General features: G+C 44.0%; 15 protein-coding genes and 1 pseudogene. 9 read left to right on the forward strand and 7 right to left on the reverse strand.

What is annotated here, in order from left to right; translation table 11 throughout:
* Positions 1 to 61: 61 nt before the first annotated feature.
* From QUB30_RS33970 to QUB30_RS25190, 4 genes are all read left to right on the forward strand, one after another.
* A complete protein-coding gene (locus tag QUB30_RS33970; RefSeq protein ID WP_445300543.1) occupies positions 62 to 613 on the forward strand; it encodes a DUF1614 domain-containing protein in 552 nt (183 codons plus the stop codon).
* 559 nt (positions 614 to 1,172) lie between these two features.
* The gene (locus tag QUB30_RS25180; protein WP_333339099.1) at positions 1,173 to 1,652 is read left to right on the forward strand and encodes an Hsp20/alpha crystallin family protein; all 480 of its coding nucleotides are present in this window, start codon (positions 1,173 to 1,175) and stop codon (positions 1,650 to 1,652) included.
* Positions 1,653 to 2,340: 688 nt separating this feature from the next.
* The gene (locus QUB30_RS25185) at positions 2,341 to 3,267 is read left to right on the forward strand and encodes a hypothetical protein (RefSeq protein WP_333339102.1); all 927 of its coding nucleotides are present in this window, start codon (positions 2,341 to 2,343) and stop codon (positions 3,265 to 3,267) included.
* Between the two features lie 327 nt (positions 3,268 to 3,594).
* A complete protein-coding gene (locus tag QUB30_RS25190; RefSeq protein WP_333339105.1) occupies positions 3,595 to 4,932 on the forward strand; it encodes a protein kinase domain-containing protein in 1,338 nt (445 codons plus the stop codon).
* Positions 4,933 to 4,988: 56 nt separating this feature from the next.
* On the opposite strand, the gene QUB30_RS25195 is transcribed toward QUB30_RS25190, so the two are convergent.
* Both QUB30_RS25195 and QUB30_RS25200 read right to left on the reverse strand, forming a co-directional pair.
* Positions 4,989 to 5,330, reverse strand: coding sequence for a HepT-like ribonuclease domain-containing protein (locus QUB30_RS25195; RefSeq protein WP_333339108.1), 342 nt, complete (start codon positions 5,328 to 5,330; stop codon positions 4,989 to 4,991).
* Positions 5,327 to 5,635 carry a nucleotidyltransferase domain-containing protein gene (locus QUB30_RS25200; protein WP_333185155.1) on the reverse strand — a complete coding sequence of 103 codons (309 nt, stop codon included), beginning with the start codon at positions 5,633 to 5,635 and terminating at the stop codon, positions 5,327 to 5,329. Before QUB30_RS25200 ends, QUB30_RS25195 begins: the two co-directional genes overlap by 4 nt.
* A 145-nt stretch (positions 5,636 to 5,780) precedes the next feature.
* Between QUB30_RS25200 and QUB30_RS25205 the strand changes: the two genes are divergently transcribed.
* Together QUB30_RS25205 and QUB30_RS25210 are read left to right on the forward strand one after the other, a co-directional pair.
* Positions 5,781 to 6,353 (forward strand): GNAT family N-acetyltransferase, encoded by a 573-nt coding sequence (locus QUB30_RS25205; protein WP_333339202.1) that lies wholly within the window; start codon positions 5,781 to 5,783, stop codon positions 6,351 to 6,353.
* 336 nt (positions 6,354 to 6,689) lie between these two features.
* The gene (locus QUB30_RS25210) at positions 6,690 to 7,283 is read left to right on the forward strand and encodes a class I SAM-dependent methyltransferase (RefSeq protein ID WP_333339110.1); all 594 of its coding nucleotides are present in this window, start codon (positions 6,690 to 6,692) and stop codon (positions 7,281 to 7,283) included.
* A 410-nt stretch (positions 7,284 to 7,693) separates the two neighbouring features.
* Here QUB30_RS25210 and QUB30_RS25215 read toward each other — a convergent pair.
* A protein-coding gene (locus tag QUB30_RS25215; protein ID WP_333339205.1) for an IS1 family transposase occupies positions 7,694 to 8,397 on the reverse strand; the annotation gives its coding sequence in 2 pieces (ribosomal slippage) (positions 7,694 to 8,058 and positions 8,058 to 8,397; 705 coding nt in all).
* Between the two features lie 81 nt (positions 8,398 to 8,478).
* Between QUB30_RS25215 and QUB30_RS25220 the strand changes: the two genes are divergently transcribed.
* Positions 8,479 to 8,592, forward strand: coding sequence for a recombinase family protein (locus QUB30_RS25220; RefSeq protein WP_445300544.1), 114 nt, complete (start codon positions 8,479 to 8,481; stop codon positions 8,590 to 8,592).
* 229 nt (positions 8,593 to 8,821) lie between these two features.
* Here QUB30_RS25220 and QUB30_RS25225 read toward each other — a convergent pair whose 3' ends face one another.
* From QUB30_RS25225 to QUB30_RS25235, 3 genes are all read right to left on the reverse strand, one after another.
* Positions 8,822 to 9,790 (reverse strand): aromatic ring-hydroxylating dioxygenase subunit alpha, encoded by a 969-nt coding sequence (locus QUB30_RS25225; RefSeq protein WP_333339113.1) that lies wholly within the window; start codon positions 9,788 to 9,790, stop codon positions 8,822 to 8,824.
* A 70-nt stretch (positions 9,791 to 9,860) separates the two neighbouring features.
* Positions 9,861 to 10,559 (reverse strand): YafY family protein, encoded by a 699-nt coding sequence (locus tag QUB30_RS25230; RefSeq protein ID WP_333339115.1) that lies wholly within the window; start codon positions 10,557 to 10,559, stop codon positions 9,861 to 9,863.
* Between the two features lie 553 nt (positions 10,560 to 11,112).
* Complete coding sequence (locus QUB30_RS25235; RefSeq protein ID WP_333339118.1) at positions 11,113 to 11,349, reverse strand: hypothetical protein; 237 nt, start codon at positions 11,347 to 11,349, stop codon at positions 11,113 to 11,115.
* Positions 11,350 to 11,546: 197 nt separating this feature from the next.
* Here QUB30_RS25235 and QUB30_RS25240 point away from each other — a divergent pair.
* Positions 11,547 to 12,614 (forward strand): annotated as a pseudogene (locus QUB30_RS25240) (ISKra4 family transposase).
* The gene (locus QUB30_RS25245) at positions 12,614 to 13,111 is read left to right on the forward strand and encodes a hypothetical protein (protein WP_333339121.1); all 498 of its coding nucleotides are present in this window, start codon (positions 12,614 to 12,616) and stop codon (positions 13,109 to 13,111) included. Before QUB30_RS25240 ends, QUB30_RS25245 begins: the two are co-directional and overlap by 1 nt.
* Positions 13,112 to 14,183: 1,072 nt before the next feature.
* Here QUB30_RS25245 and QUB30_RS25250 read toward each other — a convergent pair.
* The gene (locus tag QUB30_RS25250) at positions 14,184 to 15,206 is read right to left on the reverse strand and encodes a phage tail protein (RefSeq protein WP_333339123.1); all 1,023 of its coding nucleotides are present in this window, start codon (positions 15,204 to 15,206) and stop codon (positions 14,184 to 14,186) included.
* Between the last annotated feature and the right edge of the window lie 2 nt (positions 15,207 to 15,208).

Here is a 15,208-nt window from a genome sequence, read left to right on the forward strand (position 1 = left end):
AAATTGTCTCTATCAATCTACAAGTGGGTCCAATAATCTGTATTTTTAAATACAAAATTAGATGCGCTTACCCTGGTTGGGCATTGCCCCTGGGTTGAGTTTACCTCTCCTCATTGCAGCTTTTTTCGGGTGCTATATCAATTTACCACTCTTCATATTGACACCGCATCGCCAGTCAAAACAGCGAGTTAGCGTTGAAATCTTTCCGCTTTGGTTGTTAAAGTGCTTGTGCTTACCTTCATACAAAACCCAATGCGAGTTTTATGGTTATATTGGTTTAAATGTATCAGGAGGGCTCATTCCCATTATTTTGGCGCTTTACCAATTTTATCGCGTTCAACAAGAAGTAATTTTGATAGTAACAGCGGTCGTTGCGTTGTTTAGTTACTTCCTAGTGACCGTCATTCCAGGAATAGCAATTGTTACTAGAATGTCGAGGTTTTGGCTAATCACGATTGTTGCGGTTTTGTCAGCAATGGCATTGGTTGTTGACGGAGTGAACCGCTATGATGTGTCAGTTGCTTTTGCGGGAGGAGTATTGGGAACGACGATCGGAGCTGATTTACTACACCAAACAAGATGTTCGCCCCGAAATTGCTGCAACTCCCCTTAGTATCGGAGGTGCTTTCCTTGGATGATGGGATCGCGCAATGCGGTTTGTGGGCTTTAATAATAGCTGAATGGCTTCCTGCGACAATGGCTTGGCTATCTGCTTGTTTTCGGTAGATTCTTCTAACATAATCGATCGTAATATAGTAATTCTTTAAGACCTAACCTTGTTTGGCTCAACTTCCAACGCTTTAAGATTTTGCGCTCATAGCTGTTTCTAGCCTAGCGCTTTGGGCAAACTGCGTCATCACCCCCACCCTGTTTTCGGTACGGTTGGCAACACCGGCGAGCCTTCCCTCCACGCTCGCGCCGTGCAGATTTTGCTCGGCAAGGTCATCATGGCGTTGCTACAGCATTTTCGGTTTCCAGGAATAGCTATGTACGGTTTTCTTCACTGCCCATTACTCTGATTGTTTCACGTTCATTCTGGCAAATACGACCAACAGAGTAGGGTTCTCCTGACTGTTTCTCCCACTTAGAAAGCGGCATCATAATAACTGTAAGCAACGAGCTTCAACCCAAACTTTTCTTATAAAGCTTTACCATCTTTGAGGTGACAGATTATGTTGATGCGCTACTGGCAACCCTTCACGTCCATTGAAACCATCCGTCAGCAACTCGATAAAGCTTTTGACGGACGGGCAACAGCGAGAGATAACTCAGAAGCCGCTTGGATGCCCGCTCTAGAATTGGCTGATGCTGGAGACAACTTCGTATTAAAAGCGCAACTGCCTGGAATTGACCCCAAAGACATTGACGTTCAAGTCACCCGCGAAGCAATTTCTATTTCTGGCGAACGCCGCTACGAAAACACCGAAGAAAAACCTGGCTACGTCCGCTCTGAATTCCGCTACGGCAAATTCCACCGGACGCTTCCCTTGCCCGCACAGATTCAAAACGACTCCGTGCAAGCTGAATACAAAGATGGCATTCTAACGCTAACTCTGCCCAAAGTGACTGAAGCTCGCAATAAAGTCGTCAAGATTAACTTAGCCGAAATTGCTGGAGCTTCCACGAATCCCGCTTTGGAACAGGCTAATTAATAACGATCGGCTGTGCTTAATCAAGTAAGGCACATTTTCCTAAATTGAGCCTGATTGGATTTACTTAACAACAACGGAACTGGAAAAGCTGATACCGGGAGTAACCATTACTCTCGGTATTCTTTATGTAGAAAAGCCAAGCGAAAATTTACCTACAGATGCCATGAACTGACGCTGATTCCAGTTAGTCTGTCAAAATATTTCACGCTTGTCGGCACAAATTTCATTGAGTCTGCGAACCGGAGGAGGATTGGCGATCGCTCCAATGCTGGCACTCTCGTTGCAAACTTGAGATGGGTGTTGCGTTTTGATTCAAATAACCCAGTCTCTACCGGGCGTTTCTTAATTCCTCTTTACCTCATATCATCGGAAAGCCGTTATCTCAGCTACGGTATCGGTGGATGCGTGTGGGTCTGCCTCCAAGTGCTGGTGTGAGTTAAGTGCCTAACCTAGGATAGTGTAGTATATACTGTATTATGCCCAGGCAAAACTCCCGAAGATTTTTATATGAATTTTGTTAATTCGGTTCCAAGCAATCATCTTCCTGAACCCACCCTTTATTTAGGTCAGCACCCCAATCAGCCGATAAAACTGTACCGAGGCTTCGCTGAGCTGGTTAAAGATGAACAGGTCATTGAAGGTCAAGCAACCGTAAGTTTTGGATGGTTCCCATCTCCGTGCGTTAAGTTTGAGTTCACTCATTTATTTCACCGAGGCGCGAATTGATATTGATTGGGATGACGTTACCCTGAAACTGACAGAGATTGGCATCAGCGTGAAAGTTCGCATTTCACAGACGACAACAAATTGTGGAAACAATAAGTCTGTAATATCAGGCTATCCTTGCGAAGCAATTGTTAAAGGGAAGAGTGAGGAATTAGCCTCCTTAGTGTTTCACTTGCCTAACTTTCCGTTTTTCGACATTTCCAACACATGGAGAATGAGTGAAGAAGAGGAAGAAGAACTAGAAGGTTGGTTGGAATGGGTATTTGACGGACAGTTTGTCTTTCAGACTGGAGATTGGCGGATAGTATTAGCAACTCTTCCCGAAAATTGGGATACCCACGAGTTACTTCAGTCTCAAGGCGGCTATAGCCTAACCCATATCTGCAAACTGGAGCGGTTAGAACGAAACCCCTTCTCAATGGACGATGCCCGCGACCTGTTAGAAGCATTTTCTTATTACCTTTCATTTGCCAGAGGACTGTGGTTGGCTCCCATGCTAATTGCTGGTTTTGATGCCGAAGGGACGCAGGTTTTTGAAGAGTGGTCAGCTTGCCGTGCCGACTCTTGGCAAAACACTTATACGTGGTTTTCTACGGATTCAACCGACCTAGTTGAAACCTTTCCCGGTTTTATGCGCCGATGGCAGGATAAAAACTGGCGGGAGTTGGTGCAAGAGTCTATTCATTGGTATGTGGAGAGTAGAAAGCAAGCAGGAGGAGTAAATGGTGCGATTGTTTTACAGCAAGCAGCATTAGAACGACTGGCATGGGTCTTGCTCGTAGAAGATAAACGCAGCCGAGCGTCAAAATGGATTTCAAAAACTCCCAGCCGGGGATCAAGTGAGACTCTTGCTGTCATCTTTGGGGATAGACCTAAAACTACCCACTGACTTAATTAATTTGACTCAGTTAGCGAATCAGCAAAATTTGGTTGATGGTCCACAGGCGATCACTGAAATACGGAACGCCATTGTTCATCCTAATCCGAAAAACCGTCATAAAGGAGGCGGATGTTCAGAAAAATTAGAACGGAAGCCTGGAGCGTCGGTCTAGAATACCTAGAGTTAGCTCTGCTCAAGTTATTTGATTACCCGTATATTTAGCTTTTTCACGCTTGATGCTAACTGACTTAAGATAATAAGTGCAAGTGGCAAATAATTGACGTAGAGGGTAAGAGCTTCTAGAGTAACCAAAGTTTAAGAAGAAGGAGAAAGAGTATGAGCAAACAGAAAAACAAACCTGGGGATGAAAAATGGGAAACTATCAGACAGATTGGGGGTGGCAGGCAAGGGGATACTTTTCTTGTCCAACCTAAAGATTCTACAATTTTGTCTCAGAGTTTTGTATTAAAAAAACTCAAAAATCAGAAAGCTCCTGAAAGACGCAAGAGAATGCACAGAGAGGTTGCTGCGTTGAGTACCCTCAATTGCCCCGGCATCCCGCGATTTATTGAATCAAACTCCGACCAATTTGCTGCCGACGTTCCGCTTTACATGATTGGGGAATTCATTGAATGCAAAACACTTTCACAATTCCTAGAAGACCCCGCTAATCCTATGGGTATTGGGAATGCTATCAATCTTGTTCTGAAACTTTTAAAAACCCTACAATACTGTCACAAGCTTGGGATTGTACACCGAGATATCAAACCGGACAATATTATCATCCGCCGCGATAACATCGCCGATCCAGTTGTCATAGACTTTGGTATTTCATTTAATGAATCTGATGCTGACGGAACTATTTTGACAGAGCCTTGGCAGCAGCTTGGAAACAGATTTTTAGCACTTCCAGAGCTTCAGGTAAATAGCAGCATGCAGCGTGACCCCAGAGCCGATATTACGCAATGCTGCGGGATTTTGTTTTTTGCGATCGCTGGCTCGCCTCCTGTTACTTTGCTCGACTGCGAAGGAAGAATGCCCCATCAAAGACCCGAAAGTCAAAAAGCTTTGGCGAAACACCCTGACGATTTACTGGCTAAAGTGAATGGAATTTTTGACCGAGCTTTTGGAACTCACATCGAGTACCGCTGGCAATCTATACCCGAGCTACACCAAGCCTTGACAGATTGCGTTTCTGCAACTGACAACGCTCGCAATGCCGAACAATATATTGCTCAAATCCAAAATAAAGTATCAACTTCATCTGATTATGCCCGACGCCAATCTTTTAAAGAACTTGCTCAACAGCTCGTTAAGGAGCTTTATAACGTAAGTCGAACTGTTGCAGGCGAACTTGGCGAAGGCTTTGGTACAATTCACGATGCAGATGCAATATACTTAAAACGTCGCGGTATTGCTCGGGTTACAATAGACTGGGCAAAGCTAAGGTTCTCGCAAAGTCACGCCATTACCAACGAATTTTTACCAAATAATTTTTTTCCTAAGTTTACAGGATCTGCAACAGGAAACGAACTCGTTTTGTTGGCAGAGGTAAATGGAGAGCAAATTGAACTATTAAGGACTCCTTTAAACGGCGAGCCTGACTTTACTGCTTTTAGCGAACGTCTCCGGCTTTTCTATCTTGAAGGAGTGAGGAAATTAATAGGAGCTTGAACGACCCAACACTGCGGCGGAGAGCGCTCGTTCCCTACAATACAATAGTGCTAAACTCACGTATCTAGCAACTCCTGTAAAATCTGTTCTACTGTTACCTTCAGCGGAGGTAAATTATTCTGTACGATCGCCCAAACTAGGTTTAGCGACACTCGGAAATATTCATGCACTACAAGATTTCTAAACGCTACAATTTGCGCCCACGGCACTTGGGAATATCGGCCAGTTAACTCGGACGATAACGCATTTGTTGCTTCTCCAATAATTTGCAGGTGATGAACAATCCAAATTTGAATCAATTCTTGGTTATCAAATTCCTGCCTGCCAAGGCTTGCATATCGTTCAATTGCCGCTATTGCATCTAATATATCTTGCAGCCGTTGGGCTTCTCGCCTCATAACGGTACAGCTTCCTGCAAAACGCGCTCGCGAATGCGTTCTTTCAACATATCCACTGTGGCGATATCGACCTTGCGATTGAGTAGTTGTTCTAGATCGAGCAATAGTCCACCTGGAAACCAAGGCGTAATTTTCTCTAAATCGTAATCCACTAACAAATCAATATCGCTTTCTGGTGTCGCTTCGCCCCGTGCTACCGAACCGAATACGCGCACATTGTAGGCTCCGTGCTTTTGGGCAATGGCGAGAATTTGCGATCGCTGATAATACAGCAATTCTTGAATGCCTAATCCTGTTTTTTTCATCAAGCTCTCCTCAACTGGGGTCATTGCTAGTTAATCAGCGAAAGTAGCCTAAATCTGTAAGCATTCAAAGCCAAGCTATCAGACATTGTAGAGTATTGTAGTATGCTCGATCAAGCTTTCAGAGTTAACAGGAGTTCATGTGGGAATGCAAATTGAATCCTACGATCCTCACCACCTTGATGCTGTTATTCGTCTTTCGCTTCGGGCATGGAGTCCGGTCTTTGATTCGATTCAGAAGGCGATGAACGCTGATATTTACCAGGCATTCTATCCCAATCATTGGCGTGTGAGCCAGCAAAAAGCTGTGGAGGATGTCTGTGCTGCGGAAGACACGAATGTATGGGTTGTGATCGATGCCGGTTCTACTGTGGGCTTTGTAGCCGTGAAACTGCACGTTTGGGACAGCATGGGTGAAATCTACATGGTTGCCGTCGATCGAGACTTTCAAGGTAGTGGCATTGGTAGCGCTCTGATAAAATTCGCTCTGGCTGGGATGAAAGATGCTGGGATGTCTGTGGCTATGGTTGAGACTGGAGGCGATCCCGGTCATGAAAGAGCGCGTCACACCTATGAAAAGGTGGGGTTCGAGCTATTCCCAGTCGCCAGATACTTCAAGAAGCTCGCTTGTGCAGATGGTAAGTCTCAAGGTTTACTTGGTTCTATAGCTAATCAATCGCGCTCGCCCCATCGAGCCATGTTTGGTTTCACGTTACCTTGATTCACCAGCAAGGACTTGACAGACTTAACCCAACCTACAGCGAGAGGATCTCGCACTGGTTCCTGCTCTGCGAAGGCTCCGCCTCAAGCGAACGACTCTCGCTGCATCGGAACGGTAGGTTGCGACATTAAGTTAATGCTGGATAAGACCGATGTAGGGGGTGGTATCGTGTTATCTAGCAAATCGAACGGATATCCTGGAAGGTAAGGGTATTATCCAGGACATCTGACGGATAATCCTGGAAAGTAAAGGTGTTATCCAGCACATCAGCGGTTGAATAAATAGTTATATTTTTTGGGCATCAAAAGTACCAACAACAACAATTGGAGAAAATAGATGTGGGATGAAAGATACAGTGCCCAAGAGTACGCATATGGCACAAACCCGAACAAGTTTTTGGAAGCAAACGTCAGCAGTATTCCAAAAGGTAAAGTTCTGAGCTTGGCCGAAGGAGAAGGGCGGAATGCCGTTTTCCTTGCGAAGCAGGGTTATTCTGTCACCGCTGTAGATGCCTCTTTAGTTGGTTTGAATAAGGCCAGAAAGTTGGCCGAAGAGAATGGGGTGATTGTTAAGTTTATTCATACTGATTTAGCAGAGTATGATTTAGGCGAAAATAAATGGGACGGAATTGTATCTATATTTTGTCCATTGCCCTCTTCAATAAGAAAACAACTTCATAAAAAAGTTGAAGCAGCGTTAAAGCGAAACGGTGTTTTTCTGCTTGAGGCTTATACACCCGCTCAGTTGAAGTATGGTACTGGTGGCGGAAATTCAGTAGATGTGATGCAATCTAAAGAATCTTTAAGCCTTGAGTTGGCTGGCTTAAAGTTTAAGCATCTAATTGAGCTTGAGCGTGATGTAGTAGAAGGTATTTATCACACTGGCATTGGTGCCGTAGTTCAGGCGATCGCATTCCATCCTTCAACTTAATCCTAGAGAGAGAGGAAAGTTTGAGAGTTGCCTACTAAAACACGCTCAACTCGTCTGCCAATTTGAAGCATTTGAATTTCCCGCAATCTTGGTTTTCCCCGCCTAGTCTTAGCACTTTTAAGCCCAGGGTCAGGATATGCCTTTATTCTGATGAAGCTGCAACTGTTACAAGTCATAGGCTGGGAAATAGATTTTTCTTGACCGACTTCCTTCCCCTCCATGCTCAACCTAAAATTCGCTCAAGTTTGGTAACGAAACCCGGTAACGATATTTAAGGCAACCTACACTGTGGAGCAACGAGTTTGTTTACTGACTTGCTGAGGTTCAAGTGGCGTTGCTGAATTGATGTATGATGTAGCGATCGAGATCCAAAAACATTATTCAAAACAGGATGGAATATTTAGCTACATTTAATAGTTAGCAGGATATGGGGTGGGAACATCCCAGAACTTGAGATAGTGAATTAGTAATCTAACTGAATGTGCTAGCATTTCTTTTGACTTAGAATAGCAAAGTGTCTTACGATGAAGTCGAGCTAAATAGTGTCTAAGCCTTGTATTTTCTCCCTCTACTCTAGTCATATAAGTTTTACAGATAACCTGGTCTCCATCTGGAATAAATATCGGATAGACTGGCCATCCATCCGTGACATAAAAGTAGCATTTCCAGCTACCGACTAGTTCCCATAATGGCTGAAAAGTTTTTGCACTATGGTCGCCCATTACCCATCCTAAGATTCCTGGCTGAAAGTGATTGACCGCCGTCGGTCGCCAGATTTTGTTTTTTTTGAGCCGACAAATGTTTCCAACTCATCCAGTTCCCCCACCTCTGGAATTATTTCTGAATCGTAGGCATTTGGGAGCAATTCTCCTACCTGCTTAACCCAATTAATAATACTAGTATGATGGACTCCTTTCACTCTCTCAATTGCCCTAAAACCCATGCCATTGACATACATTTTTAGACACTCTCTTTTAACTTCCTGTGCGTACCCTTGATGGGATTGATAAAAATCTATGAATTGCCTACCACAATCAACACATATATGATTCTGTTTACCTGCTTTATGCCCATTCTTATTAATACGAGTAGACTTGCATTCAGGACATTCGATGGACTCTAATTTGCTGTTCATTGTTTTTCGTCAACTTTGCTCTCGATCGCTATATCATACATCAATTCAGCAACGCCCATATTGATCGGCTACGCGCGAGCTTCAACCGATAACCAAAAATTGAACCTGCAAATGGACGCTTTGCAGCAAGCGGGTTGTACAAAGATTTACTCAGATAGGCGCGAGTGGAGTTAAAGCTGCCAGACCTTGACTGATCCCAGCACTGGAAGTAGTATCGGCTAACGATGTTGGGATTTGAGTAGCAATCGTGCAGAAACTTACGCGCTTGGCTGAAATTTTTGCCAGCAACCCTTAGCAGCGGTTTCGCGCTGCTAAGTGGAGCTTCTATTGATAGTTGCACTTAATCCTGACTCAGTTGTATTTAATTCTCGCTCGTAAGTGTCTTGATTGCTGGCTGGAGTGTTTAGTATTGCGGGTCGCTACAAATAGCCTCTGTTCTTCTATTCTTCACTGTGCGGTAGTACCAACGACGAAACCGCAGTGAGGGTTCATCAGTAGGCACGTTACATCCTTCATTTGTATCGGAAACTTCACCGATTTGTGACTCAATCATCGTGCGATCGTCGAGAGATGCTGCAAAGAACTCATCAAAGTCAAAGTTACTCAGATCGATTCCAGAGTTGGGCAGAACAACCTGCATAAATCGCATTTGCTGGGTGTTGATCGGAATGGCAAACAGGTGGGGGCGCAGGGGCATTCCACCTAGATCTAACTTGAGAACAACGTTATTGGGCTGATGCCAATCAATTTCAATTCCGTAAGGTAAGGTGTTGAGTTGATTCGTGACTGTCATTCCATCTGCTGTTGCAGTAACGCTGATTTTGGCGATCGCATTTTCGTTTACTGGGTCATGGAATTGGCGACCAAATGTATCCCGATGGACGAAAGGAATATGTAGATAGTCCAGCGAAATATCGATCGCTCTTGTCCAATGCGCGTTCCAAATCTCATGGTGAATCACGTAGCGTTCATTTGGTTCTAATAAGCTCGACGGCAACTGCGGTTCTGGCACGTTTTCGGTTCCCGTAAAAACCCACAACATCCCTGCCATCACCCTTGTCGGCAGTCTCACGGCTGACAGTTTTGAGCGTTGAGCTGGGTTAAGTGAGTTGAAAGGAACATGAATACAAGCACCATCTGAGGCAAAACGCCAACCATGATAGGGACATTCAAGGCAACCGTCTTCAGTGACTTGCCCGCGTGACAGAGGCGCACCGCGATGAGGACAACGATCGAGGAATGCCACGAACTGCTCGGGTGAATTGCGAAATAGAACTAGCGATTCGCCAGCTAACTCAACCGCAATGGGAGCTAATCCTATTTCAGCAACGGGTAATACTGGAGTCCAGAAGTTAGGAAACATCTCAAACATAGCGGAATCGGCTCCTCAACAAACTTTTGGGCGTTACTCAGCATAAAACCCTACTCCTGACAGCATCCTGTCAGTGGAAACCAGATAACTTTATTCTTTCAAGTTGAAACTTCGTATATGCGTCAAGACTGATTTCTTGCCCTGGAGATTCAACGTCTGAAGCAAAATCAAGATGTTGGATACGATCAACCCGGAAATCTCTGTAAGCGTTTCTGAGAATGCACCATGTTCCAACTGTCCATTTCTCACCCCAGTAAAATAGTCCCAACGGGAAAACAACTCTTTGAGACAGTTGCTCATTCAAGCTTAAATACACAATTGTGAGGGCTTGTTGTTGTTGAATGCCCCGGTAAAGGTCGTTCCAATGTCTTAAGCTTTGGTCATTCAGAATCTCACCTAGTGCCCGAACAGGTGTGCGAGTCGGATCAAAGCTGCGTGGTGGCAACACTGCTCCAATTTTACTCAACAGCGTTTTTGCCGCTGCTGCTAAGTCGGTCCCGGTCGATTGCGACAGCATCTCGACACCCAACATCAAAGCGACAATCTCATCAGGAGTTAAAGTTAGGGGCGGTAACTCGAAGTCTTCATCCAAGGCGTAACCGACACCAGGTTCGCCATAAACTGGAATGCCACTCACTGAAAGATCATCGATATATCGGTAAATTGTACGCACGGAAACACCAATCCGTTCGGCTAGTTGCCCTGCTGTAATAGGTTGGTAAGATCTAATAAGATTCACTAATTGGAAAAGACGGTCCGCTTTCCTCATCCTGTACAAAGCATCCTTTCACCTCTTAAAAGGTTGGCCCCACCACTACCAGCATTCCTTGTTAAACGACGATCGCCATTTCAGTATCACCTTCCGCTCTAGGTTCTACCGCGCTTTCCTATCCGGTGGTGTGTCCTACCAAAAAGCCGTTGTCACCTATACGGGTATAAATCTTAGCGACGGTCCAGTTCAATATAGCTCAAGATGTACTGCTGGTAGTCGTGCGTTATCCAATGCTGCTTAGGTCTAGCGACCTGCTAAACACTCCAGCTCCCTCATTACTGCCTTCAGCTTATCCAAGCGCACATAGTGAAAACGAGATCGCGCTGTGGTTGTCAACCAGGTATTACATGGTTAACATTGCGTCTTGACCGTGGAATACTTGGATAGTCAGAAAGTAAACAGCCCATCCCTTCATCCGTGTATTACACGATTAGCAAAACTTCTTCCCATGTATTACCTGGTAGGCACAATTCGCCACAAACTCGCTTCAGTAGCAATAAAGCGCTCAAAAATAGAAGGATTGCACGACTTTCACCAGATGACAGGGGATTCAGCTTCTAGGGTAGGATACAGCTATATCCCAGCCTAGCGGTACGGTTGATCCCAGTCGTAATCTTTGATTGGGTGCAGGGATGTACAGCCCGATATAAGCTCCAACCACAACTTTAGTCAAGTCCCCAAACATCGGTCGGGTACTGAGGTCGATGCCAGCCAGCAGCAGGGAACCGAGAACCAATACCAAAACGACAGCTCCCAAAATGCGGGCTTGCGAGAAAGGGTTTTTCATACTCGTCACAAGTTAAATTACCAAACACCCAAAGTCTTCCTGCTCGGGGTGTTCTTTTTATAACAAGTTTGTTTATTGACAGCTTTCTCTCGTTTATACAAACTTTACAAAGGGTGCATCTCAGTTTGGCGAATATGTCGCAAAAGGGTTAAAATGGAAAAGCTAGTAAAATTGCCAAAAAATATGAGGTAAAGAAAATGACACCCTCAGACCAAGAACAGCTAAAAGCCTACTTAAAAGCGGCAGCATCCATTCTTTACAGAAATACAGATCCAACCGAATTAGAAAGTTTTGACAGCATAGAAAAATCTCTCCATCAGAAAATGCTAGAACAAGTGGGACCAGAACTAGGTAGCTTTTTTTTTCAGCAGTATCAGGGATTCAAACAGGAAAATCCAGAAAAATAAAATCAATAGTTGGTTCGCTCGAAATTACAGACAATCAAGCGAAATATTTTGGATTGAAAGCGTATAGTCAATTCAGTCCAATGATGGAAAAATGCTGTCTTTTAATCAGTGCCAACGAATCTTATCAAATGGCTGAAAAAGATTTAGAGATTTTCACGGGGGTCAAAGTCTCTCATAGTACATTACAAAGATTAGTCAAACGACAAGAATTTGAATTACCTACATCTAAACAAGGAGTTCAAGAAATTACATTAGATGGCGGGAAAGTCAGGCTACGCAACGACATTAAAGGCGAGGGGTGTTACTGGAAAGACTATAAAGCCATTTGTTTAGATAATGTTTATTCGGGAGCATCTTTTCAAAATAATCAAGATTTAATTGATTGGACTAATAGCCAAAAATTACTACATCCTATGTATTGCCGCTTGAGATGGTCATGCGGTAATTTGGAAAATATTTCAAGAAATAGGAGATACTGAACAAAGACAAGAAATCTTATATTGGTATCATCTGAAAGAAAATCTTTACAAGGTAGGAGGTTCGCTAAAACGTTTAAAACTAGCCGAAAATATGTTGTGGCAAGGTAAAATAGATGAAGTTATCAATCTATTTAAAGAGATGACAAAAAAAGGATTTAAAATATTTTGTAACTATTTAGAGACCCATCGGTGCCGAATAGTCAACTACCAATACTATAAAGAAGAGTCTATAAGTTCGATAGGTTCGGGAACAGTTGAATCAATTATTAAACGAATTGGGTTCAGGGTGAAAATATCAGGAGCGCAATGGAAAATTGAGAGCGTTCCCTCTATCCTTTCTCTTCGCTGTGCTTATCTCAACGGTCAACTTTCAATTTGATGTATTTGCCTTCATTGAGATGCACCCCTTCCCCTTCCCCCTCCCCCTCGAAAGATGATGATATTGATGAAAACTTCATTGCTAACTTTGACCCCAATGTACCCCTAACACTTGAAACTCAATATCAACTCGCTCAAGATGAGGAAAGACCACTGCCCCCGCCTGTTTCCGAAAGAGGCGTTCCTAGAGCAGTGACAATGCTGCTGTTGACTGGTGGAATACTATTGCTAGGACTGCTGATTTGGCAATTTATCAAGCCTAAATCACCTCGCGAACCTATCGCACAATCAACACCAAAAGAAAGCTCTTCTGGCACCATTAAAGATGAAAAACCGGAGTTGCTGGCTAAATTGGGGTATAGCCGAGATACCTGCAAAATAGGACACGACGTAAAGTTTTGTAACAATATCACCTTTTCAATATCCCGTTCGGGCTTTGGTTCGGCTTCAACGGTGAGTTCAGCCAAACTGCACAGCAAAGCTAAACGCCAGGCGTGAAGATGCCAACACTCAGTCGGCGAAGGCAGAGTAGTAGTAATACTCTGCCTTCGTACAAGCCAAAAAAACGTCCATCTTTTACTGCTAAGTATTTCAGGCTTTGCTACTTCAAGTCATTTTGTCTTATATTTACAAAACTTTACGTCGTGTCCTATTTTGCAGGTATCTCGGCTGTACCCCGTATCGTTTCGCCAAGAATCGTCTTCACTGGACAGTTCCTGCGTTAAGTACGCCCGTTCAATGCGATCGGTGGAGCGATCTCATGCCGATTGTCACTGGCAATTATGGTTAGTCCGTCACTGAGTGGTACAGCGACCTCTGCCTTGGCAAAAATCTCAGGTTAAGCTCACTCCGGGACGGGTAGCTCAATCTTTTGGGAGCATTTTATTCCTGTTAGGTACACCAGCTCAACCTCCTAAACTTCGAGGTAAATCTCCTGGTTGGATTAAAGGAAAACAACGGCGACGTAGAATTCGATATCCCACCGTCGAAAAAGGGTTTTCTCGCCCGAGAAAACCCGCCACAAAGTCCCCTTAATCTCAAGTTGTTTATGTTTCATTTTTTAGTGCATTCAATCTACCGTAATGCCTCTCTTTATTCTGTCTTAGTCTAAACTCCAGTTCCAAATTCAATGGTATTTTTGTTCTCCTGATTCATTCTCTAGTTGCGCCACGCAACTAGCTGATGATTTGGTTTAATACTCCAGCCAAATAAACAAGTTCTTTTGTCTGGCAGGGCAATTTTTAAGTATTTATACTGTATCGCTCGGTTCGCGCTAGACCATCTCACGGAATTTACAGCCCGCCCGCACCCCATGTGAAAGTTGGGGTGCGGAATGTGGGAGCAAGGGACGCCACTCATCAACCAACCGAGGGCAAAGTTTGGAACTTTTGGAGAGGCTATTGAAGCATTTGTGACAGTTGCGTAAGTCCTGCCTGATTTACCACGGTTTGAGCCTTAACTTAACCGTATTGCTTTATAACCCACCTTCTGCAACCCCCAAGGGTGCGGAATGTAGTTTAAAAATTGCTTTGTTTGCAGTTTGAATGTTTATGTCTGCTATTCGCTACACCTATGCCTGAGAAATCAAAAGATCGTAAGTACAAAAAGCCGGTTTTTCCCGCTCAATAATGTCCCTAACTAATTGTTCATCAATCTGCTTACCGGGTTCCGGACGCAAGCGCACACTAAAATGAAATGGACGCCCACTCCCCAACATTGAATCTCTACCAATTAGCGTTTCTCCCATTACAAAACCGCGCGTATAATTTTCTTCGATACTGATGTGTTTTTCTGCTTCTCCTAAAAAATCATCTAATGGTAACTCTGTATAAAGATGCAGATAAAAACGCAAAGCTCGGCGTGTCCCATGCCAGCGATAAAGTTCTACGGCATTACGAATTAGACGACGCTGTTGTTTAATATCCCAACGGCGATCGATGGGCCATGCAACCCAATTTGCCAGAAAAGGAAGTAACGATTCCGGTGCGGTCAAAGGATCTAAATAAGCCCATAAAACGTCAATTGTTTGGACCGCAGGGTCAAATGCCTGCTCGAAAATAGTTAAAAATCGTCCAATAAAATCTACTTCGCGGTAAATGGTGGGGACAAAATTTACGTAAGAACTTGAGGGACGCACGCAGAGGTTAAACACTCGATAGGCAACGAGTTGCCGTTCGGTTTGGGTTTCAGCGTAGACAAAAACTTGGGTTTCGTAATTAATTTTTAAGCGATCGCGCCCTCCCTCTAAAGCATACTGATTTTCAAAATAATCCTCTGGAATTCGGAAACAGAGGGCTTTATCCACTTTTTGATTAGCAGCAATTTCTTCTGCTTCTTCCTGCTGCCAAAGGCACCAATTCAAAGGAAAATCTCCTTCAACTTCCAATCGCCATCGTAGCGAATGAGTGCCTAAGTTTTCTAACTGTACCAACATTTCCCCCGGTTCCCCAGGATAGAGGAGGAGGTTGTTGGCGATCGCCACTTCTGCATTATTGTCGCCAAAACCTGCTAAAGCCGACGAGTCTGCTACTTCTGGAGGTTGCATGGATGCGAGTTTAATCGCTAAAGTTGGACGGTAATTAGATTGAGACATTA

This window comes from Microcoleus sp. BROC3 (assembly GCF_036702515.1).
In the GTDB taxonomy this organism is placed as follows: Bacteria; Cyanobacteriota; Cyanobacteriia; order Cyanobacteriales; family Microcoleaceae; genus Microcoleus.